The sequence below is a fragment of the Yersinia intermedia genome, from assembly GCF_900635455.1.
Lineage (GTDB): Bacteria > Pseudomonadota > Gammaproteobacteria > Enterobacterales > Enterobacteriaceae > Yersinia > Yersinia intermedia.
Genome location: NZ_LR134116.1, coordinates 4,675,861 through 4,697,009 on the forward strand (window position 1 = coordinate 4,675,861; position 21,149 = coordinate 4,697,009).

Below are 21,149 nucleotides of genomic sequence, written 5' to 3' on the forward strand. Positions count from 1 at the left end.
TCGCTAATTTTGATAATCTGGCTCTATGAGTCCGAACTGTTAGAGTCTCAACCGACGGTAGCTCGAACACTTAACTTTATTCATAAACTGAGGTATCCATGATTATAAAACCACGTGTACGCGGCTTTATCTGTGTGACTGCTCACCCGGCGGGCTGTGAAGCTAACGTCAAAAAGCAAATCGACTATGTCACAGCAGAAGGCCCAATTGCTAACGGCCCAAAACGAGTATTAGTGATTGGTGCGTCAACTGGATACGGGCTGGCCGCTCGAATCACAGCAGCATTTGGTTGTGGTGCCGATACGCTGGGTATTTTCTTTGAACGCCCAGGAGAAGAAGGTAAACCGGCGACCTCCGGCTGGTACAACAGTGCAGCTTTCCACAAGTTTGCTGAGCAGAAAGGCCTGTATGCGAAAAGCATCAATGGCGATGCGTTCTCCGATGAGATCAAACGACTGACCATCGAGGCTATTAAGCAAGATCTGGGTCAGGTTGATCAAGTTATCTATAGCCTGGCCTCGCCACGCCGTACTCATCCAAAAACCGGCGAAGTGTTTAACTCCACACTGAAGCCAATCGGCCATGAAGTTAAATTCCGTGGCCTGGATACCGATAAAGAAGTTATCAAAGAAGTTGTGCTACAACCCGCAACCCAAACCGAGATAGACAACACGGTAGCCGTGATGGGTGGCGAAGACTGGCAGATGTGGATTGATGCGCTACTGGAAGCTGGCGTGCTGGCTGAGGGCGCGCAAACTACCGCCTTTACTTACCTGGGTGAAAAAATCACTCATGATATCTATTGGAACGGTTCTATTGGCGCAGCCAAAAAGGATCTGGACCAAAAAGTTCTGACGATCCGCGATAGCTTAGCGGCCCATGGCGGCGGTGATGCCAGGGTATCCGTGCTAAAAGCGGTAGTGACTCAGGCAAGCTCCGCTATCCCAATGATGCCACTGTATTTGTCATTGCTATTCAAGGTAATGAAAGAAAAAGGCACGCATGAAGGCTGTATCGAGCAAGTTTATTCGCTGTATAAAGACAGCTTGTGTGGTGATGCACCGCATCTGGACGCCGATGGCCGCTTGCGTGCTGACTACAAAGAACTGGCACCAGAAATTCAAAACCAGGTACAAGCGCTGTGGGATCAGGTTACCAACGACAATATCTACCAATTGACCGACTTTACCGGTTATAAGACTGAGTTCTTAAACCTGTTTGGTTTTGCCGTCGACGGCGTGGATTATGACGCTGACGTAAATCCTGATGTAAAAATCCCTAATCTGATTCAGGGCTAAACCCCGGTTATAGCGATAGAACCCGCTGCGGAATTTGCGCGCAGCGGGTTGATAATCCGCCTTTCGTTCCAATCACCTAATAAAAAACACTAAATCCATTATCTCTATTATAGATAAGCTAAGGTCATTTTCTTCGTTTACGCTTCATCCCCGCAATGTTTGAATGATTTCATTCTTAGCTATCCCGTTCTTAGCTAAAAGAATAACCTGCAACATAATAAATAAAGCCTCGTTTAGAGACTAAATTAACACTATTCCACAGGGAAATTATGATGAGAATGCGTTCACTGGCGATGCCTTTATTCAGTTTAATTATTTTTACTTCACTGAATGCTCATAGTGAAGAAAAGAAAGTTATCAAATTAGGATTTAATCCTGGCCCTTATAAAGAACAATTTGAAAAGGGTGTGGCCCCTTATCTGATCAACAAAGGCTATCGCATCGAATATAAAGATTTCAATGATGGTATTCAGGTTAATAATGCCGTTAGCACTGGCGAGATTGATGGCAATATCATGCAACATCCTATTTATCTGCAAGCGATAAATGAGCGACTGAGGATTGATAATACCGGTATTGTTCAGGTCCCGACGCCACCGATGGGGCTGTATTCTGATAAATATCAGCAAGGCCAAAAAGACCAAAAACCCAAAGAAGGTGCGTTGATTTCAGTCCCTAACCAGCCCTCAAATGAGTACCGCGCAGCACTGCTGTTGCAATCTATCGGCTGGATAAAGCTGAAAGAAAAAATTGATCCGGCTACCTTCTCGCAAAAAGATATAGCAGAAAATCCGTACCATCTGGTGATCAAAGAGATGGATAATGCCCAGCAAGTCAGAGCATTACCCGATGTCGATTTTGGCGCTATTCAGGGCAACTTTGCTGTATCTAACGGTATAAAACTCAGTTCGGCGCTGCAACTTGAAAAACCAACCACACAGTTTGTGAATGTGGTAACTGTCGCCGGTAAAAATAAAGATGCAGAATTTGCCAAGGATATTATTGCGGGATACCACTCGGCAGAGTTCAAAAAATACATTCAGGAAAATGAGAAATATACCGGTTATATGCTGCCTGATTATCTTAATTAATGGAATAATCTGATGATTGAACTTCAGCATATTTCCAAGACCTTTGAACGTAAAGGTGTAAAACTACAAGCGCTTAATAATGTCAGCTTAACTGTCGAAGATGGCGATATATTTGGCATTATTGGTTACAGTGGTGCGGGGAAAAGCACCTTATTACGAATGGTAAACTCGTTGGAAAGCCCAACATCTGGCGATGTGATTATTGATGGTAATAATCTACATGATTTCAGTCATGAGCAACTCAGACTGCTAAAAAAGAATATCGGTATGATATTCCAGAACTTTAACTTACTGGAATCAAAAACTGTTTTTAAGAATGTCGCTATGCCGCTTATCTTATTAGGTAGAAATAAAAAATTCATTCAGGATCGCGTCGCAGAGTTGCTGGATTTTGTCGGATTGGGTGATAAGAGTAATAGTTTTCCTAATGAATTATCGGGTGGTCAGAAGCAGCGGGTGGGTATTGCTCGTGCTCTGGCAACCAATCCATCAATTCTACTGTGTGATGAGGCTACATCGTCACTGGATCCACAAACCACCGCCCAGATTTTATTATTACTGAAGAAAATTAATCAGCAATACAATATTACGGTGTTGCTGATTACCCATGAAATGTCAGTTATTCAAAAAATCTGTAATAAGGTCGCGGTTATGGAAAACGGTCAAATAATTGAGCAGGGTTCTGTATTAACGGTTTTTGGCCACCCCACTCACCCCACAACCCTTAATTTCGTTCGTACAGTGATCAAGGACAGCCTACCCGATAGCGTGAGAAAACTGTTAGATAACAGCCATGCTGGCCGCCAGTTTCGTTTAGCATTTATGGGGGCGATCGCGACACAACCGGTGATAAATCAACTCATCAGGCAATATGATATTGGCGTGAATATTCTATTTGCCAACATGTCGGAGATACAAGACACCACATTGGGTCATATGGTGCTGCTGTTAACCGGTAACAACAACCTCATTGATAGTGCCGTCACTCACCTGGCAGGAACGGGAATTGATATACAGGAAATACATTAATGATCGAAACCGCAATTACGTTGGACCAATTTGTCCAGGCGCTACACGACACACTGGTTATGGTCAGTATTTCATTGGTGATCGGTTCTCTTATTGGTATCCCTCTGGGAATCTTATTGGTGGTAACCCGCCCAGGAGGGCTAATTAAGAATCGTACTTTTTATAATATTCTTAACCCCGTGATTAATATCATCCGATCACTGCCCTTTATTATTTTGATGGTGGCAATTATCCCACTTACCCGCTTGATCGTGAATACCACGATCGGAACACCGGGGGCTATCGTGCCATTGATTATTTTTATCGCACCTTATATTGGCCGTTTGGTCGAAAACTCGCTGCTGGATGTAAATCCCGGTATTTTGGAGGCGGCAAAATCGATGGGTGCCACGCCCCTTCAGGCGATTTGGTATTTTTTATTACCTGAAGCACTGTCATCTTTAATATTGGCACTGACCACTGCCACCATTGGCTTGATTGGTGCTACCGCCATGGCAGGTACTGTCGGCGGCGGCGGAATTGGTGATCTGGCTATAACCTATGGCTACCAGCGCTTTGATACATTCGTAACTGTCACTACCGCGATTGTATTGATTATTACGGTACAGCTCATCCAATCGCTGGGTAATTTATTTGCCAGTAAAATTCGCCGTGAGTGATAAAAAAACCCCTTTCAGCGAACAAAAGGGGTTCAAATGAAGGGGAAACGTGCCGTTGGGGTCGTAGTGGCGTAAGCCACCGAAACGCCCCTGGGTGCAGTCCCCCTTCACATACTCACTCGTTTTTCAAATAAGTCACAGTCGCGGATTAAACCTTAAAGCCGCTAATCACACTTTCCAACTGCAAAGTTTGATCCTGCATCGCCTGTGCCGCAGCAGCAACTTGTTCCACCAACGCCGCATTTTGTTGTGTTGAATTATCCAACTGATTGATTGCCAGATTAACCTGTTCGATACCTAAGCTTTGCTCCTGACTGGATGACATGATTTCATTCATTAATGCTGCCACGTTGGACACACCGCTCATTAAATCATCCATAGTCGTGCCCGCGTCAGCCACCAAGTCAGTACCAATGGCGATATCAGCCACTGAGTCCTCAATAAGTTTTTTAATCTCACGAGCAGATGTCGCTGAGCGCTGCGCCAAATTACGCACTTCAGATGCTACTACCGCAAAACCTCGGCCTTGTTCGCCCGCTCTTGCTGCTTCTACCGCCGCGTTAAGTGCCAATATATTGGTTTGGAAGGCGATACTGTCAATCACACTAATGATATCGACTATTTTCTTCGATGAGTGATTGATTGAACCCATGGTATCTACCACCTGTTTCACCACCTTGCCACCTTTCACCGCAACAGTAGATGCATCTCTCGCTAATTGGTTGGCATGGCTGGCGTTATCCGCATTTTGTTTCACCGTACTGGTAAGTTCATCCATTGAGGCTGCGGTTTGTTCAATTGAACTGGCCTGATCTTCAGTACGGGCGGATAAGTCCAGATTACCGCTGGCGATCTGGCGCGATGCCGAAGCAATAGCCAGGCTACTTTCACCGACTTGCCGCATCATTTGCTGCAAATAGTCGATAAAATCGTTGAAACTCTGATTGATTGCATTGAATTCCGGGCTGCTGCTTTCCGGCAAGCGCTGAGTCAAATCAGCCCCACCCGCTGACAAGGCAGTGATATTCTCTTTCAAAACCGCTAAGCGTTTCATAAAGACGCGGATAGAAAACACCAGGAACAAGAGCAATAACAGCATAATTGGAATCTGTACTAACCCCAGATGCAACAGGATAGCGTGGCTCTGTTTAACCAATAAACTGGTTGGTAAGTCAGTAACCAAATACCACGGACTATTGGCGATCGGGCGAATGAATAGGGTGTGAGAAGTACCGTCGACATCAAATTCACTTTCCAGTGCTTTTTGCTCTTTCAACTGCGGCAGTAACCGCTGGGTTTCTGCTGCCATCGGCGAGTTGGCCGCAAAGTCAGACAGATTTTTTAATTCTGCTTTACCATCCGCCAGAGCGCTGCTACCGACAATTTTGCCATCAGTTTCGACAATCAGAATAGTGCCATTCACTTTCTGTTCCATCTCTTTAACCAAGCGGTTAAAGAAACCTAAGGTAACGTCAATGGTTGAAACACCGTATGCCTCATCACCTTTATAAATTGCCATCGCACAGTTAGTTCTTGGCTGCGGGCTGGCATCATCCTGGTAGGCCTTAGCCCACGCGCAGAAGCCTGCGGGTGCATTTAAACCATCTTTGTACCATGGCTGCTCAAAATAATTTTGTGATTCAGGTGAATTCCAATGGGTGTTGACGGTTAACTTATTTTCTCCATTACGGGCAAAGAAAGTGCTGAACTTAATCACCCCTTGCTCACGTTTATTAGGTAATGGCCAAATGCCACCCCCAAACACATTACTGTCGCCGTACTGATCCACCAGCCCCGGTAATAGTTGATCGATGGTATTGCTGTCCATAATGGCAACAGCCTGTGTAATGCTGCGGGCTTGCGCTTCCACTTTGTTCATTTGCGCAGTGATTGCCGTCGCTATTTGGTCAACACTATTGCCTACAATGGTACTTTCAGATTGTTTGAGTTGCGGTGTCACAAAAAGCTGAATGACCACCACGGTGATTATCAGTAGTAAAATAAAAAACGCACTGACGAGTAAGGTAAAGCGGGCTTGAGTGGTTTTTAGCATTGTCGTGTCGCTCAATTAAGAAAGCTGGATAGCTCCAGATCTATTAACGGCATTTCGCGCACAGACTTGATGACTGGCAAAAACGATTTTTTCGTTCCTCTCCTGCGGTCACAGTTTCAGCGTAATAATTCCATCCATAACACAAATTTAAGTGATATTTAAATATCGTCATCCGCGAGATAGCCATTGTTTTATCACATAAGTTTGGCCTACTCTGGTAACGATATAACCCATAGATTTCAAGATGCAGGCAGTGGAGCAATATACCTGCAACGAGAAAGATGACGGGTATAAAGCCTCATCCATTTACTGAACGGGAGTATGTCATGTCACAGCAATCCCTTAAAATTGTCACTCTGCTGGGTAGCTTGCGGAATGGTTCCTACAATGCGATGGTAGCCCGCGCCCTGCCTAAATTAGCCCCTTCAGGCGTCATCATTGAAGCGCTGCCTTCTATCCGTGACATTCCACTTTATGATGCTGATGTACAGCAGGAAGACGGTTTCCCGAACACGGTTCAAGCCATTGCTGAGCAAATTCGTCAAGCTGATGGCGTTATCATCGTCACACCGGAATATAATTATTCTGTGCCAGGTGGGTTGAAGAATGCGATCGATTGGCTGTCTCGCTTGCCAAATCAACCACTGGCAGGCAAACCGGTGGCGATTCAAACCAGCTCAATGGGGCCAATAGGTGGGGCTCGTTGCCAGTATCATTTGCGTCAGATCCTGGTTTTCCTTGATGCGATGGTGATGAATAAGCCTGAATTTATGGGGGTGTGATTCAAAGCAAAGTGGATGAGCAAGCCAAAGCATTGATTGACCAAGGAACGCTGGATTTCCTCACCGGCCAACTGGCAGCCTTTGCCACCTATATTGAACGTGTCCGCGTGAAATAACTCATGATTGAAAACCCCCACTGGCCGCTGGTGATTGGGGGTTACTCTCTCGACCCACACATGTTGGATGCTACTAAATGGCCGTTAAAATCACTGTCTGGCTTATCCTGACCCTGATATCCACTCTCTGGCTGGGTTGGTATGGCTTAAATGAGCAGCAAGCTGAGCGTGAGGCCAATTTTCGTATTACCCACCGCGAATTGAGCCAGCAATTAGCCCAACAACAAGCTATTTTGTTTCTGACTCTTGAACCGAACCAACTGTCGCAACTACAGCGCCACTTCCCGCAATTGGTCGCAATCAGTCAAACTAAAGCCGATAAATCAAAAGCAGGCCAGTTAACGCTGCAAGTTCACGGCGGTGATTATCAGCTATCGAACTCATACAATGGCAGTGGCTTGCAGATTAATGGGTTGAAACTGTTGCAGGTAGTGGGCTTACCGGAAAATTTCGACAGCGTGACATTACGCTATCAGCAACATCCGTTAGCTGTGTTGGGCAATCCAAATCCAGATAGCTTCTGGCAATGGCAAAAACCATTGGGAGAGGGTGCTCAATCCTTTTCGTTAACTGGCTATGCCACGCCTCTTTGGCGTGATTTACCTTGGTTAACAGCTCTCCTGCTTTCACTCATATGGGGAGCTACCCTTTATGGTTGGCACCGTTGGCAGCAGTTGGCGCAATACCGCAATCGCGCCGAACAACGGGCTAAATTTGCTGATCAAGCCAGACTCAATGCCATGGGGGAAATTGCCACGGGTATTGCCCATGAGTTGAACCAGCCACTCACTGCCACATTGACGTATAACCAAACCGCGCTGCGATTATTACCCGCGCAGGATGACAACATCACCCCACTGCTACAGGCGTCGGTTGAGCAAATCAAACGAATTTCGGCGCTACTGGAGCGGCTACGCACGTTACTCAGCCGTGGGCAGGTGAATTTACAACCGGTGATGGTAGCGGATATCTGGCTACGCGTGAACGCTTTATTAAGTAATGAGATAGCCGCCAGCAAAGTAACGGTTGTGAATAGTATTTCAGCGAATTTACCGCCACTCTCGGCCGATCCTTTATGGCTGGAGCAAATTCTGCATAATTTACTCAGTAATGCTATCCATGCCGTGCAACACACTACGACTCCGTTAATTTATTTCACTGCCCGCCTGCAACCACAGCAATGGCTAATTCAGATAGAGGATAATGGGCCGGGGCTAAGCCATCAGCAGTTAGACCACCTGTTCACACCTTTTTATACCACTCGCGAGAGTGGTCTGGGATTAGGGCTAACCCTGTGTGAGACATTGGTACAGCGAATGGGAGGTGACATAAAAGCCGCAAACAGTGAACATGGCGGGGCTTGTTTTACCCTAACCTTTCCCCTGATTGGCGAGAATACGCATGACAAAACACATTTATCTGATTGATGATGATGACGGTGTTCGCGCCGCGCTAACCGCATTACTCGCCACCCTGGGCTGGGAAGTAAAAGCATTCAGTGACGGCCAGCATTTCCTCGATTCATTGGCAATAACCCAGCCAAGTTGCGTACTACTGGATATCAGAATGCCGGGTAAGAGTGGGATGGCAGTATTAGAAGCCATTCAATGCCGTGATAGCACTCTTCCGGTCATCATAATGACTGGGCACGGTAATATTGAATTGTGCCGCCGGGCATTTAAAGGTGGAGCGCTGGAGTTTTTGACCAAACCTATCGACGCCGATGTGCTGATCGAAACCATCAGCATGGCGTTAGAACAGCATGAACAGGCGCTGGCAATCCACAGTCAACAGGCAGCCTATCAGCAGTTGATCAGCCAACTCTCGGCTCGCGAACAGGAAGTCGCCGCGCTGATTATCCAAGGGGAAACCAGCAAGCAAATCGCCCAACGATTATCCCTTTCACCGCGAACCGTTGAGGCGCATCGCGCTAACATCTTCGCTAAACTGGAGGTCAACTCGCTGGCATCACTTATTCATAATTACTCCTATATCCTACCAATAATATACCCAAAGTAATTGGTGTTGCAGGTAGGCAGCAAGTGAGCAACAAATTGTTTGTAAACCATGTTGAACAGCGCCTGCGCTGGCCCGTAGGGTGAGCCTCTGATGAGGCTCATAATCCCGATGAGCTTACGCAGTCAAGTGATTCGGGTGCGTGAGCGCAGATAACACCCCTGCGGCGCCAAGTACCAAGGGAATAGGTAGAAGTACGGAGTAAAACGGGTAGTTAGCCGAATGTTTTTTCACCACTTATCACCGTAACATAACGGCACGGTGATGAAATCACTTCGCTAACAATAAGGATTTTATATGATCAAGCCTATTGCCCTGACCTCCGCCTTATTCATTGGCCTGATAGCTCAAGCCTCGGCTGCGGGTCTGAACACTGAACGTAATATCTCTCAGGCGCTGGCCACCGATTTGGCCAGCCGTACCCTCGCTGTTTGCCAGGCGGATGGCTACAACGTGGCGGTAACTGTGGTTGACCGTGCTGGGATCATCAAAACTGTATTACGTGCTGATAATGCCGGTCCGCACACCGTTAAAGCCAGCGAGCAAAAAGCCTTTACGGCACTATCGACTAAAACCCCAAGCGGGCAAGTGATGGAAAACAGCCAAAAGACACCTGCAGCCAACAACCTGAAAGACATTCCAGGGTTCTTGCTGTTAGGGGGTGGCGTGCCAGTGAAAGCAGGGGATGAGGTCGTCGGTGCAGTGGGTGTTGCCGGTGCACCGGGCGGGCATTTGGACGCACAATGTGCGACAAAGGCACTGGAGCAAATCAGCGCTCAGTTAAAAGCATAAGATTATAACGACAACGCCCCCATCCTCGGTGTCGAAAGGGGGGCGTTTTTATGATCGGCTATCAGTGATCGACAAAGGCAATTTTTAGCACAAACAGCAGCGCAACAACCACTACGCATGGGCTGATTTCACGCCAACGGCCAGTGCCCAACTTCATCAGGCAATAAGAGATAAAGCCCAGCGCAATCCCTTCAGTGATAGAGAAGCTGAACGGCATCATCACTGCGGTAACAAACGCAGGAACGGCTTCAGTCAAATCATCCCACTTCACCCGTGACAGGCTAGATGTCATCAGTACGCCAACATAAATCAACGCACCCGCAGCAGCATAAGCAGGCACCATACCGGCCAATGGTGACACAAACATCACCAACAGGAATAAGATACCAACGACAACAGCAGTTAAACCAGTACGGCCCCCGACAGACACCCCTGAGGAGCTTTCAATATACGCGGTCACCGATGAGGTACCGATAAAAGCACCGGCTACCGAGCTGATGCTATCCACGTACAGCGCTTGCTTCATGCGCGGGAATTTGCCTTTATGGTCGGTTAAGCCCGCTTTATCCGTGACACCAATTAATGTGCCAGATGAATCGAACAGGTTAACCAGCATGAAGGAGAAAATGATCCCCGCCATACTAATATTCAGCGCTCCGGCTAAATCCACCTGCCCGACCACAGAAGTCACACTTGGCGGCATGGAGAAAATGCCAGAGTAATGCACATCACCCAGTGCCCAGCCAATCAGTGTGGTTACTACAATCGACACCAGCACCGCAGCGTGGATATTGCGAGATGCCAGAACCGCGATAATAAAGAAGCCCAGCGCACCTAACAGCACACTGTGAGAAGTCAGATTACCGACTGCGACTAAGGTATCCGGGTTTGCTACCACGATACCGGCATTTTTCAGCCCCATCATGGCAATAAACAGGCCAATACCACTGGTAATCCCTACCCGTAGGCTCAGTGGGATGTTAGCAATCATCCAATACCGGATGCGGAAAATGGTCAGCAAAAGGAAACCGATTGCGCCCCAGAAAATAGCACCCATGCCGACTTGCCATGAAATACCCATCGCGCCGACAACCACAAAAGCGAAGAAAGCGTTAAGCCCCATCGCCGGAGCCAGTGCTACTGGTAAGTTAGCCAATAAGCCCATAAAGATGCTACCAAAGGCGGCAATCAGGCAGGTTGTCACGAAAACAGCCCGCACATCCATACCCGCAACCCCTAAAATCTGTGGGTTTACGAACACGATATAGACCATAGTCAAAAAGGTAGTGATACCGGCAATCAACTCAGTACGTGCCGTGGTACCGTGCTGTTTCAGTTTAAATACACGTTCGAGCAGCCCCTGCTCAGTATCAAGGTTTGGTTTACTCATTCGAAGAGTTCCACAGAAGGGAGTGATAGTCGGGGGATATCCTATAACAAAAAACTATTGTTTAGAGCGGGATCACACTCTTTTTTGGCTATTTTTTATCTTCACTGTTGCGCAACAACGCCTTCACCATGACTGTCTATTATTCAACCCGTTGTATTTTATTAATTTGTTATTAGTTTTTCTGCTAATAGGGTCAATAAACATCGCATTCTTACTCAGGATGATTAAAGTGAAGTGAACGTAGATCCGCACAATTAAAGGATAGGTAGAGTGAATAACATTGAATGCGTCATGTTCGATTGCGATGGCACCTTGGTTGACAGTGAAGTCCTATGTTGTCGTGCATACGTCGTGATGTTTGCCCATTACGGTATTCACCTGTCGCTGGAAGAGGTGATTAAGCGTTTTAAAGGGGTAAAACTGAATGAGATAGTCGCGCTGGTGAGTAAAGAGAACGGTCTGGATGAATCAATAGCAACGCTGGAAAAACTCTACCGCGCAGAGGTTGCACGCCTGTTTGATGCCGAATTACAACCTATTGCCGGGGCAAAAGCGCTCTTGGAGCAAATCACCCTGCCCGTCTGCGTGGTCTCTAACGGGCCGGTGAGCAAAATGCAGCACTCCCTTGGCCTGACTGGCCTGCTGTCTTTCTTTGATACGCGCCTCTATAGCGGTTACGACATTCAGCGTTGGAAGCCGGATCCCGCGCTGATTTATCACGCGGCAAAAGAGATGCAGGTTGCCGCCGAGCACTGCATTTTAGTGGAGGACTCCGCTGCTGGCACCCACGCGGGGATTGCCGCAGGTATACCGGTATTTTACTACTGCGCCGATCCACACAACCTGCCGATACACCACCCGCTAGTCACTATGTTTGATGATATGCAGCAACTGCCTGACTTGTGGCGCGAAAGAGACTGGCATATTACTCGTCATTAGTGTGCCGACGGCGCTGGTTTATTACTCAACCAGCGCCATGACCGTTTAATGGCACTTTGTTTCTTAATAGCATGCTGTGGGCTAAAGCGGCGGTTAAGGCCATTTGCCAATAAATCCAAAGCCAGGCATAAAACGAAGTAGACCAACGCGACAAACAGGAACACTTCCATCGGATAAACCATGCTGCGGTTATTGACCTGAGTTGCCAGAAAAGTCAGTTCATTCACCCCAACTATATAAGCCAGCGATGTGTCCTTAATCAATGAAATCCATTGATTGATAAATGATGGCACCATCATGCGCAATGCTTGCGGCAAGACCACAAACCATAAAACCTGCCAGCGGTTAAAACCTAGCGACAACCCAGCCTGCCACTGCCCAGCACCAATCGCCACAATCCCCGCTTTTACTGCGTGCGCCAGATAGGCGGAAGCAATCAATGCCAGTGCACACACTACCGTGGTGATTTCGGGTATATCCACACCAAATACAATTGGCAGCAGGAAATAGGTCCAAAAAATCAGCATTATCACGGGAATTGCGCGGAAAAAGCCTAAAAAAGCCGCCAATACGCCCGCCCAAACACCACGAGACATTGCCAGTAATACCCCCAGCACGGTCCCTAAGATTGCGGAAGCAACCCCAGCCATAATACTGATCAGCAGGGTTAATGCCGCCCCGCCCAGAGGGCCATCCGGGAAAGTACCCCACAATAGATAAGTCCAGTTATCGGCAATAATCGTAAAATCCATCTCAATGCCCCCTGATTGCGGTTCGCTGTTGACGCCACATGCCCCAGGCTTCAATCAACGCGATAATGGCGATATACAATACTGTTGCTACACCAAAGGCTTGAAATGTCCGTAATGTTTCGGTTTCAACCTGACGAGAAGCATAGGAAAGCTCAGCCACCCCGATAGCCATCGCTAAAGAGGAGTTTTTAATAATATTCATGTACTGGCCCAGCAATGGCGGCATGGCAATCTTCAACGCCTGCGGCAACACCACATGGCGCATAGATTGCCAGCCCGTTAACCCCAGCGCATGTGCGGCGTATTTTTGCCCTTTAGCGACACCGCTGATCCCTGAGCGTAATTCTTCAGCAATAAACGCCGTGGAATAGAGGGTTAGCCCGATAAAACCGGCCAAAAACTCAAAAGAAGGCCAGCCCAACGTGAGCCCGATAAAGGTGATTTCATGGGGCGTATTGAGCCATGGAACCCAAGTGGCGGGTAAAAACTGACTGGCAGCAAAATACCAAAAGAACAATTGGATTAGCAGCGGCGTATTGCGAAATAGCGTGCTGTAGCCAACAGCAAACCACCGCAACGCTTTGAGTTCGCTATCTCTGGCAGCAGCGAGCAAAAAGCCTAATAACGTGGCAGCAACCACCGTGCAGGCAGAAATCCACAACGTAAGCAGAAACCCCTGCCACAGCCAGTTAAGATATTGCGGGGCCAGCAACCAATCAGTGAGATGATGTAGATTCATAGGTCTTGATACCCATATCGCGCTAAAAGCATCTCAATAGCTATTATTAGCTGTGCTGTAAAATCCATCTTACCTATCCCCCATGGTGTTAATCACTAACGGATTACAATGCAAGCAGCCCCACATCGTGACAATGCAGGGCTTTAATGTTCTCACTTCAAGGACGATGGATATATTAGGCTTTAGGTTGCTGATCCAGTGGCGCAAACTTAAACTCACCGCGCGGCTGGGCTGCATTGGTTGCTGGGCCAAACCAACGATCATAAATCTTCGCCGCTTCGCCGTCTTTTTCCAATTTAACCAGTGTTTCGTTAACACTTGCCGTTAAACGCTCTTCACCTTTAGGAATACCAACCCCTTGGTACTCTTTGGTAATACTGAACGGTGAGATCTCAAAATCAGCTTTTTGTGCCGCCGGTAAGTTACCTAGCAGGCCGACAAGTTTCGCATCATCCTGGGTGATAGCTTGAACGTTACCATTACGCAAAGCAGTAAATGCCAGCGGTGTATCATCGTAAGAAATCACTTTTGCAGTTGGATAATGTTCACGCAGGGTAATTTCCTGAACCGTACCTTTATCAGCACCAATACGTAATTTGCCGATATCTTCAGGTGTCTTTAACACCCCTTTATGCGCAATAAATTTCTGACCCGTGGCGAAATATGGCAGGCTGAAGTTAACTTCCTTAGCGCGCTCATCGGTAATAGTGAAGTTTGCTGCAATCAGATCAACTTTCTTCGATGTCAGTAATGGAATACGGTTGGCCGGGTTAGTGGCGCGTAGTTCTACTTTTACACCGAGATCTTTCGCGATAGCATTCGCCACGTCCACGTCATACCCCACCAGCTTTTTAGTCTGCGGATCGATATAGCCAAATGGGGGGTTACTATCAAAAACAGCAATCCGTACCACACCTGCTTGCTTGATATCATCCAGTTTATCAGCGTGAGCCGCGCCAGAAAGCGTAGCCAGACCCGCTAACAGCGTTAATGCCAGAGCGCTTTTTTTTGTGGACAGAGATTGCTTCATTGAAAGCTCCTAAAGTGATTGAGATGTTGCGATATGGATAAGCTATCAATTCGGCGTTAGGTCAGGAAATAATATAAAACGATATGTTTATAACCAATTAATCTCAGTCAATTAGTCTGATTATATTGGCAAGGAAAGAGGGATCGGTGGCAAAGGAAAATCAGGAAAATGGGGAGCCTTAGAATGCGCCAAAAAACCCGATTCTGAAACTGTCGGCTAAAAAATGCTGTGTATTCAGTAAATAAAAAAATAACCGATGAAAAAACAACCTATATCGTGAACAAAAAACACGATTGAAGCCCTATAATTTGGCCCAATCGCGTTATTAGCATGTATTAGAAAAAAGTGAATTTGCAGAATTATTTGCTACTGGAACTGACATCAGATGTGGCTTCTTCTGCATTAGCCTTTTCCTGAGGGACGACTACAGCAGGTTTTACTTTAACCTTGTTTTGGCTGGCGGGTTCTTCTGTTATCTCAGACTGACCAATAAAGACGCCCCCTTTCTTGATTGAGAAATTGCTACCTTTCACAATGCCGTTTAAACGGCCATTCTCCAGAATTTCCAGATGATCAGAAATGCAAACCCCCTCAATCCGCCCATCTACCGTAATGTGCGGAGCGGTTAAATTGCCCTCTATCTTGCCACTGCGCATCAGCCGAATGGTGCCATCACTCACGATAATATCGCCGGTCACCACACCATAAATTTGAATATCACCATCAAGCCTAACATCACCGGTTAATTGCGTACCTGCGGCAATAATGGTATTTGTTTTAGTTGTATCCGGTGACAAATCAGTTAATGGTGAATGAACTTTATGGGGAATATTAGTCACAGGAAACACCTCGTTATTACTGTTGGTTTTCTTTTTAAACATAATTTTTATTAAGATAAAGATAAGGAATAGAGTAGGAGCAAGTAGTAGAAAGAAAAATAAATTGTAGACTATATAGCTCACTAAACATGCTATCCATAGCACCCAACATAGGCTAAGCGTTACATTTTTGTGCGTATACAGACTCATGTTCACTTATCCCGCTCCCGCGTAAAAACATACTAAAAATAATTACATTAAGCTGAATTTAAAATATCACCGAAAAATTCCGATGTGGGAAATATACCTTCCGCCAAAAGGAAAATATATCTCCCATTAATGATGAAGTCATCAGTAATATATAAAAACAGAGAAACACAATGCTATTTAATTATGTCAATTAATTAGGGTTTAGAATATAAACAAACATGAAACAATATAGAATATATTGTTCAAAAAAGGAGGGAAAATACAAAACTGATCCCCAACCCGCCTAATCAGCCAGATTGATTGGGGAAAACGTTATTTTTCAGTTTTACTGGAAAGCAGTTTTTCTAAATCATCACCACCGAGGTGGCGGAAATCCTGCCCTTTGACGAAATAGAAGATAAATTCACAAATATTCTGACAGCGGTCGCCAATGCGCTCAATGGAGCGAGCACAAAATAGGGCAGTCAGCACACTTGGGATAGTTCGCGGATCTTCCATCATATAGGTCATCAATTGGCGTACGATGCCTTCATATTCCTGATCGACCTTTTTGTCTTCACGATAGATACGGATGGCCTCGTCCAAATCCATACGTGCAAAAGCATCCAGCACATCATGCAGCATCTGTACCGTATGGCGGCCCAAAGATTCAAGACTGACCAACAAAGGTTGATGCTGATGAGAGAATTTTTCCAGCGCGGTACGGCAGATCTTGTCTGCTACGTCACCGATGCGCTCCAACTCAGAGATAGTTTTAATAATCGCCATCACCAAGCGTAAATCACTGGCCGTAGGTTGACGTTTGGCAATGATGCGCACACAGGCTTCATCAATAGCCACTTCCATCATATTGACCTTTTTATCGCCGGCAATCACTTGTTTCGCCAGTTCACCGTCCTGATTATGCATTGCGGTGATCGCATCAGATAATTGTTGTTCCACCAGTCCACCCATGGTCAAGACTTGGGTGCGGATATGTTCAAGTTCTGCATTGAACTGGCCGGAAATATGTTTATTCAGATTCAAGTTATCCATAATACTTCCCGTACATGTAAGAAGGCGAAATTGATGTATACCCTAAATAATTCGAGTTGCAGGAAGGCGGCCAACACACATGCAACTTGAAGTATGACGGGGATAGGCCGATCAGCCATAGCGACCAGTAATATAATCTTCCGTCTGTTTTTGTTGTGGCGCAGTAAACAGGGTATCGGTATCACTGAATTCGATTAGCTCGCCCAGATACATAAATGCAGTGTGATCTGAACAACGGGCAGCTTGCTGCATATTATGCGTCACAATAACCACGGTGTAATCGGACTTCAACTCACTGATCAACTCTTCAATTCTGCCAGTAGATATAGGGTCCAGCGCTGAGCAAGGTTCATCCAATAGCAATACATCCGGGCGGATAGCGATACCACGGGCAATACACAAACGCTGCTGCTGCCCGCCAGACAAGCTATAACCACTTTGGTGTAACTTATCTTTGGTCTCATTCCACAATGCCGCTTTGGTCAGCGCCCATTGCACCCGTTCATCCATATCAGCACGCGACAAGTTTTCAAACAGTTTCACACCAAAAGCGATGTTATCGTAAATCGACATCGGAAACGGGGTTGGTTTTTGGAAAACCATGCCAACCTTAGCCCGCAACAACGCAATATCTTGTTTATCCGTCAGGATATTCTGACCATCCAATAAGATATCGCCTTCAGCACGTTGATCAGGATACAACTGATACATTTTATTGAATGTACGCAGCAGAGTAGATTTACCGCAACCTGATGGCCCGATGAATGCAGTGACCTGATTCTTAGCAATATCCAGCGAGATATTCTTCAGCGCATGGAATTTGCCATAGTAGAAGTTCAGATCGCGAACCTGGATTTTGCTGTTATTGATGTCAGTAGCCATACTCATCAAGACTTCTCTCTTTTAGCCAATGCCGCCGTAGCCGCATTTTGAAATTTATTGGCGATTCGGTATTTTCATTAATCAATGCTGATACTTACGCAGCCGATCAATACTTTTTCTTCGCAAAAATAACCCGAGCCAGAATATTCAGTAACAATACGCACAGGGTAATTAGCAGCACCCCAGCCCAAGCCAGTTGTTGCCATTCGGCAAACGGGCTCATGGCAAATTTAAATATGGTGACTGGCAAGTTAGCGATAGGCTGGCTCAGATCGGTACTCCAGAACTGGTTGGAGAGCGATGTGAACAGCAGCGGTGCTGTTTCACCGGCAATACGTGCTACCGCGAGCAAGATACCCGTCAAAATACCGGAGATAGATGCTTTCAGCGTAATAGCCGATATCATGCGCCATTTCGGTGTTCCCAAGGCATAGGCAGCTTCACGCAGGCTATCTGGCACTAACTTGAGCATATTCTCAGTAGTACGGATAACAATTGGCACTTGTAATAACGCCAATGCAATCACCCCAGCCCAACCGGAGAAGTGCTCCATCTTGGCAACCACGATGGTGTAGACAAACAGACCGACCACGATGGAAGGCGCTGATAGCAAAATATCATTTATAAAGCGGGTAATTTCCGCCAACCAGGATTTACGGCCATATTCAGCCAGGTAAATCCCCGCCATGATACCCAGTGGGGTGCCAATGACAGTGGCCCACAAAATCAATAAACCACTGCCGGCAATGGCGTTAGCCAAACCACCACCCGCAGTATTGGGTGGCGGTGTCATCTCGGTAAACAGCGCCAAAGACATACCATCGATACCTTTGGTCACGGTGGAGAACAAAATCCACACCAACCAAAATAAACCAAACGCCATGGTAGCCATTGAAAGCAGTAAGGCTATACGGTTCTTTTGGCGACGCCAGGCCTGCTTTTTACGGCGAGTTTCCAGCAGCGTCGCATCACTTTGCATATCCATCGTCGCCATCTTAGCGCCCCTCTTTCTTAGCCAGACGCAAAATCATTAACTTAGATAAAGCCAGCACGATAAAGGTAATCACGAACAATATCAGACCCAACTCCATCAACGCTGCGGTATGTAAACCGGATTCAGCTTCAGCAAACTCATTCGCTAACGCGGAGGTGATACTGTTCCCCGGCATGAAGAGTGAGAAACTGTCGAGTTGGTAGGTGTTACCGATAATAAAGGTGACAGCCATGGTTTCACCCAAAGCGCGCCCCAGGCCTAGCATCACACCGCCGATCACACCGTTTTTGGTGTAAGGCAACACAATGCGCCAGATAACCTCCCAGGTGGTACAGCCAATGCCATAAGCTGACTCTTTCATCATCACCGGGGTTTGTTCAAACACATCGCGCATAACCGCTGCAATGTAAGGAATAATCATGATGGCCAGGATGACACCTGCAGCCAGAATACCAATACCGAATGCCGGGCCTGAGAACAACACCCCCACAATCGGGATACCAGACATCACATTGCCGACGGGTTCTTGGAAATAGCGGGCAAATAAGGGAGCGAAAACAAACAAACCCCACATCCCGTAAACAATACTGGGGATAGCCGCTAATAGTTCGATAGCCACACCCAGTGGGCGTTTTAGCCAGTTAGGGGCCAGCTCAGTCAGGAACAGGGCAATACCAAAACTGACGGGGACCGCAATAAGTAAGGCGATAACAGAGGTGACAACCGTACCGTAAATCGGCACTAATGCACCAAACTGCTCAGCCGGGGCATCCCATTCTTTGGTCCACAGAAAAGCCCAACCAAATTTTTGAATACTTGGCCAGGAAGCAACAATCAATGAAATGATAATGCCGCCCAGCAGAAATAGCGTAATCAGCGCAGCCAGTTTAACCAGCGCGCTGAAAATGATGTCACCGTATTTGCTCGGTGCTTTGGTAGTCGGCTTGTAATCAGCCATAGACTCTCTTCTCATCCTTCCCGTCATACTTCAAGTTGCATATGCGTTGGCTGCTTTCGTTACTCGGCCCGTCCCATGGGCTTCGCCTCTGCGAGGCCACCTGGGGATTATGAGCCTCATCAGAGGCTCACCCTACAGACCAGCGCAGGAGCTGTTCAAAATGGTTTACAACCAATTTGTTGCTCAATTGCCGCCTTCCTGCAACTCGAATTATTTAGGATATAACCTTATAAATAACCGATTACAGGAAAAACTAACTTCAATCAGAAGATTGGCTTACCGCTGCTGTCTTTTACATTGGTTTTCCAGGCCGCACGAACCTGTTCAACCACTTCTTTTGGTAATGTGGCGTAATCCAGTGCATTAGCTTGTTCAGCACCGTTTTTGTATGCCCAATCAAAGAACTTCAATACTTCAGTGCCCTTAGCCGCATTTTTCTGCTCTTTGTGCACCAAAATGAAAGTCGTTGAGGTAATTGGCCAAACCTCACCACCTTTCTGGTTGGTTAAATCTTGAGCGAAGGTTTTGCTCCAGTCTACACCTTTGGCCGCAGCGCTAAAACTTTGCTCTGTTGGGCTGACCGGTTTGCCATCGGCTGAAACCAGTTTGGTGTAAGCCAGGTTATTCTGTTTAGCGTAAGCGTATTCCACATAACCAATGGCACCTGGCAAGCGCTGAACAAATGCCGCAATACCGTCGTTACCTTTACCACCTAAACCAGTCGGCCAGTTAACCGTTGAGCCGGCACCCACTTTCTCTTTCCACTGCGCGTTCACTTTAGCTAAATAGCTGGTGAAAACGAATGAAGTGCCAGAACCATCAGCACGGCGCACCACTGCAATATTTTGGTCCGGTAATTTAACGCCCGGATTCAATTTAACAATCGCCGGGTCATTCCACTTTTTCACATTACCCAGATAAATATCACCCAGTGTTTTACCGTCTAAGGTCAGTTCACCAGATTTGATACCAGGGATATTAACGGCCAGCACCACACCGCCAATCACTGTTGGGAATTGGAATAAACCTTCAGCAGCCAGTTTATCGTCCGCTAAAGGCGCATCAGAAGCACCGAAATCAACAGTATTAGCAATGATTTGTTTCACGCCGCCTGAAGAACCGATCCCTTGATAGTTAACTTTGTTACCTGTTTCTTTCTGATAAGAATCTGCCCACTTGGCATACACCGGCGCGGGGAATGTCGCACCTGCACCTGTCAGGCTTGCAGCAGCGAACGCGGACACAGTGGTCATAGATAAAGTCGCTGCCACAATGCTGGCTACGGTGGTACGCATCAGTTTCATAATCCCTCCTAATGGGATATTAGAATTAACTCTATACCAAAGAACTTGGTATTGCAGGATGAGCCGACTAACGAACCAAGCTGACAACGCTGCAACTTCAAGTACAAAGTGTATAAATTGTTTCATCAGATTAAGTATGGTGCAGGAGGGAAAATAGGACAGTTTAATGACAGAAAAATGTACGTAATATTACAGTTATATGACAAGCCAACAGAGTTAAAACAAAATCATTATTTATCATTATATTAGCGTGATTTTTTAT

19 protein-coding genes and 1 pseudogene are annotated in these 21,149 nt (G+C 46.6%); 9 read left to right on the forward strand and 11 right to left on the reverse strand.

Annotation, left to right across the window (positions count from 1 at the left end):
* The first annotated feature begins 98 nt into the window (after nucleotides 1-98).
* From fabV to EL015_RS21345, 4 genes are all read left to right on the forward strand, one after another.
* Entirely contained in the window at nucleotides 99-1,298 is a 1,200-nt protein-coding gene (gene fabV, locus EL015_RS21330; RefSeq protein WP_005186749.1) for an enoyl-ACP reductase FabV, read from the forward strand.
* 272 nt (nucleotides 1,299-1,570) lie between these two features.
* Entirely contained in the window at nucleotides 1,571-2,389 is an 819-nt protein-coding gene (locus EL015_RS21335) for a MetQ/NlpA family ABC transporter substrate-binding protein (protein ID WP_032906722.1), read from the forward strand.
* Between the two features lie 12 nt (nucleotides 2,390-2,401).
* Complete coding sequence (locus tag EL015_RS21340) at nucleotides 2,402-3,418, forward strand: methionine ABC transporter ATP-binding protein (protein ID WP_005186743.1); 1,017 nt, start codon at nucleotides 2,402-2,404, stop codon at nucleotides 3,416-3,418.
* Nucleotides 3,418-4,077 carry a methionine ABC transporter permease gene (locus EL015_RS21345; protein ID WP_032814800.1) on the forward strand — a complete coding sequence of 220 codons (660 nt, stop codon included), beginning with the start codon at nucleotides 3,418-3,420 and terminating at the stop codon, nucleotides 4,075-4,077. Before EL015_RS21340 ends, EL015_RS21345 begins: the two co-directional genes overlap by 1 nt.
* A gap of 148 nt (nucleotides 4,078-4,225) precedes the next feature.
* Here the strand turns inward: EL015_RS21345 and EL015_RS21350 are convergent, their stop codons facing one another.
* On the reverse strand, nucleotides 4,226-6,130 hold the full coding sequence (locus EL015_RS21350; protein WP_005186741.1) for a methyl-accepting chemotaxis protein: 1,905 nt from the start codon (nucleotides 6,128-6,130) through the stop codon (nucleotides 4,226-4,228).
* A gap of 326 nt (nucleotides 6,131-6,456) precedes the next feature.
* Here EL015_RS21350 and EL015_RS21355 point away from each other — a divergent pair.
* From EL015_RS21355 to EL015_RS21370, 4 genes and pseudogenes are all read left to right on the forward strand, one after another.
* Nucleotides 6,457-7,028: pseudogene (locus EL015_RS21355) on the forward strand (NADPH-dependent FMN reductase).
* Between the two features lie 77 nt (nucleotides 7,029-7,105).
* Nucleotides 7,106-8,455 (forward strand): sensor histidine kinase, encoded by a 1,350-nt coding sequence (locus EL015_RS21360; protein WP_005186739.1) that lies wholly within the window; start codon nucleotides 7,106-7,108, stop codon nucleotides 8,453-8,455.
* Nucleotides 8,430-9,047 carry a response regulator transcription factor gene (locus tag EL015_RS21365; protein ID WP_032906720.1) on the forward strand — a complete coding sequence of 206 codons (618 nt, stop codon included), beginning with the start codon at nucleotides 8,430-8,432 and terminating at the stop codon, nucleotides 9,045-9,047. The genes EL015_RS21360 and EL015_RS21365 overlap by 26 nt, the downstream gene beginning before the upstream one ends.
* 294 nt (nucleotides 9,048-9,341) lie before the next feature.
* Complete coding sequence (locus EL015_RS21370) at nucleotides 9,342-9,836, forward strand: GlcG/HbpS family heme-binding protein (protein ID WP_005186737.1); 495 nt, start codon at nucleotides 9,342-9,344, stop codon at nucleotides 9,834-9,836.
* Between the two features lie 61 nt (nucleotides 9,837-9,897).
* On the opposite strand, the gene EL015_RS21375 is transcribed toward EL015_RS21370, so the two are convergent.
* Nucleotides 9,898-11,226 carry an NCS2 family permease gene (locus tag EL015_RS21375; protein ID WP_005186735.1) on the reverse strand — a complete coding sequence of 443 codons (1,329 nt, stop codon included), beginning with the start codon at nucleotides 11,224-11,226 and terminating at the stop codon, nucleotides 9,898-9,900.
* A gap of 270 nt (nucleotides 11,227-11,496) precedes the next feature.
* Between EL015_RS21375 and yieH the strand changes: the two genes are divergently transcribed.
* Complete coding sequence (gene yieH / locus EL015_RS21380; protein ID WP_032906718.1) at nucleotides 11,497-12,165, forward strand: 6-phosphogluconate phosphatase; 669 nt, start codon at nucleotides 11,497-11,499, stop codon at nucleotides 12,163-12,165.
* Here yieH and EL015_RS21385 read toward each other — a convergent pair.
* The 9 genes from EL015_RS21385 to pstS form a co-directional block, all read right to left on the reverse strand.
* Nucleotides 12,162-12,917 (reverse strand): amino acid ABC transporter permease, encoded by a 756-nt coding sequence (locus EL015_RS21385; protein ID WP_005186730.1) that lies wholly within the window; start codon nucleotides 12,915-12,917, stop codon nucleotides 12,162-12,164. The genes yieH and EL015_RS21385 overlap by 4 nt on opposite strands.
* Before the next feature lies 1 nt (nucleotide 12,918).
* Nucleotides 12,919-13,656 (reverse strand): amino acid ABC transporter permease, encoded by a 738-nt coding sequence (locus EL015_RS21390; RefSeq protein WP_005186729.1) that lies wholly within the window; start codon nucleotides 13,654-13,656, stop codon nucleotides 12,919-12,921.
* Between the two features lie 175 nt (nucleotides 13,657-13,831).
* Nucleotides 13,832-14,686: an ABC transporter substrate-binding protein gene (locus tag EL015_RS21395; protein WP_005186728.1), complete on the reverse strand. Its 855-nt coding sequence runs from the start codon at nucleotides 14,684-14,686 to the stop codon at nucleotides 13,832-13,834.
* Nucleotides 14,687-15,045: 359 nt separating this feature from the next.
* Nucleotides 15,046-15,714 (reverse strand): bactofilin family protein, encoded by a 669-nt coding sequence (locus EL015_RS21400; RefSeq protein ID WP_032906716.1) that lies wholly within the window; start codon nucleotides 15,712-15,714, stop codon nucleotides 15,046-15,048.
* Nucleotides 15,715-16,026: 312 nt separating this feature from the next.
* Entirely contained in the window at nucleotides 16,027-16,749 is a 723-nt protein-coding gene (gene phoU / locus EL015_RS21405) for a phosphate signaling complex protein PhoU (protein WP_005186726.1), read from the reverse strand.
* A gap of 111 nt (nucleotides 16,750-16,860) precedes the next feature.
* Nucleotides 16,861-17,637 (reverse strand): phosphate ABC transporter ATP-binding protein PstB, encoded by a 777-nt coding sequence (gene pstB, locus EL015_RS21410; RefSeq protein ID WP_004713904.1) that lies wholly within the window; start codon nucleotides 17,635-17,637, stop codon nucleotides 16,861-16,863.
* Nucleotides 17,638-17,737: 100 nt separating this feature from the next.
* A complete protein-coding gene (gene pstA / locus EL015_RS21415; protein ID WP_005186725.1) occupies nucleotides 17,738-18,625 on the reverse strand; it encodes a phosphate ABC transporter permease PstA in 888 nt (295 codons plus the stop codon).
* Nucleotide 18,626: 1 nt separating this feature from the next.
* Nucleotides 18,627-19,583: a phosphate ABC transporter permease PstC gene (gene pstC, locus EL015_RS21420; RefSeq protein ID WP_005186724.1), complete on the reverse strand. Its 957-nt coding sequence runs from the start codon at nucleotides 19,581-19,583 to the stop codon at nucleotides 18,627-18,629.
* A gap of 263 nt (nucleotides 19,584-19,846) precedes the next feature.
* Nucleotides 19,847-20,887 (reverse strand): phosphate ABC transporter substrate-binding protein PstS, encoded by a 1,041-nt coding sequence (gene pstS, locus EL015_RS21425; RefSeq protein ID WP_005186722.1) that lies wholly within the window; start codon nucleotides 20,885-20,887, stop codon nucleotides 19,847-19,849.
* Between the last annotated feature and the right edge of the window lie 262 nt (nucleotides 20,888-21,149).

Coding starts and splice junctions, on each gene's coding strand:
- fabV (WP_005186749.1), top strand. CDS start 99: ATGATTATAAAACCACGTGTACGCGGCTTTATCTGTGTGACTGCTCAC.
- EL015_RS21335 (WP_032906722.1), top strand. CDS start 1,571: ATGAGAATGCGTTCACTGGCGATGCCTTTATTCAGTTTAATTATTTTT.
- EL015_RS21340 (WP_005186743.1), top strand. CDS start 2,402: ATGATTGAACTTCAGCATATTTCCAAGACCTTTGAACGTAAAGGTGTA.
- EL015_RS21345 (WP_032814800.1), top strand. CDS start 3,418: ATGATCGAAACCGCAATTACGTTGGACCAATTTGTCCAGGCGCTACAC.
- EL015_RS21350 (WP_005186741.1), bottom strand. CDS start 6,130: ATGCTAAAAACCACTCAAGCCCGCTTTACCTTACTCGTCAGTGCGTTT.
- EL015_RS21360 (WP_005186739.1), top strand. CDS start 7,106: ATGGCCGTTAAAATCACTGTCTGGCTTATCCTGACCCTGATATCCACT.
- EL015_RS21365 (WP_032906720.1), top strand. CDS start 8,430: ATGACAAAACACATTTATCTGATTGATGATGATGACGGTGTTCGCGCC.
- EL015_RS21370 (WP_005186737.1), top strand. CDS start 9,342: ATGATCAAGCCTATTGCCCTGACCTCCGCCTTATTCATTGGCCTGATA.
- EL015_RS21375 (WP_005186735.1), bottom strand. CDS start 11,226: ATGAGTAAACCAAACCTTGATACTGAGCAGGGGCTGCTCGAACGTGTA.
- EL015_RS21385 (WP_005186730.1), bottom strand. CDS start 12,917: ATGGATTTTACGATTATTGCCGATAACTGGACTTATCTATTGTGGGGT.
- EL015_RS21390 (WP_005186729.1), bottom strand. CDS start 13,656: ATGAATCTACATCATCTCACTGATTGGTTGCTGGCCCCGCAATATCTT.
- EL015_RS21395 (WP_005186728.1), bottom strand. CDS start 14,686: ATGAAGCAATCTCTGTCCACAAAAAAAAGCGCTCTGGCATTAACGCTG.
- EL015_RS21400 (WP_032906716.1), bottom strand. CDS start 15,714: ATGAGTCTGTATACGCACAAAAATGTAACGCTTAGCCTATGTTGGGTG.
- phoU (WP_005186726.1), bottom strand. CDS start 16,749: ATGGATAACTTGAATCTGAATAAACATATTTCCGGCCAGTTCAATGCA.
- pstB (WP_004713904.1), bottom strand. CDS start 17,637: ATGAGTATGGCTACTGACATCAATAACAGCAAAATCCAGGTTCGCGAT.
- pstA (WP_005186725.1), bottom strand. CDS start 18,625: ATGGCGACGATGGATATGCAAAGTGATGCGACGCTGCTGGAAACTCGC.
- pstC (WP_005186724.1), bottom strand. CDS start 19,583: ATGGCTGATTACAAGCCGACTACCAAAGCACCGAGCAAATACGGTGAC.
- pstS (WP_005186722.1), bottom strand. CDS start 20,887: ATGAAACTGATGCGTACCACCGTAGCCAGCATTGTGGCAGCGACTTTA.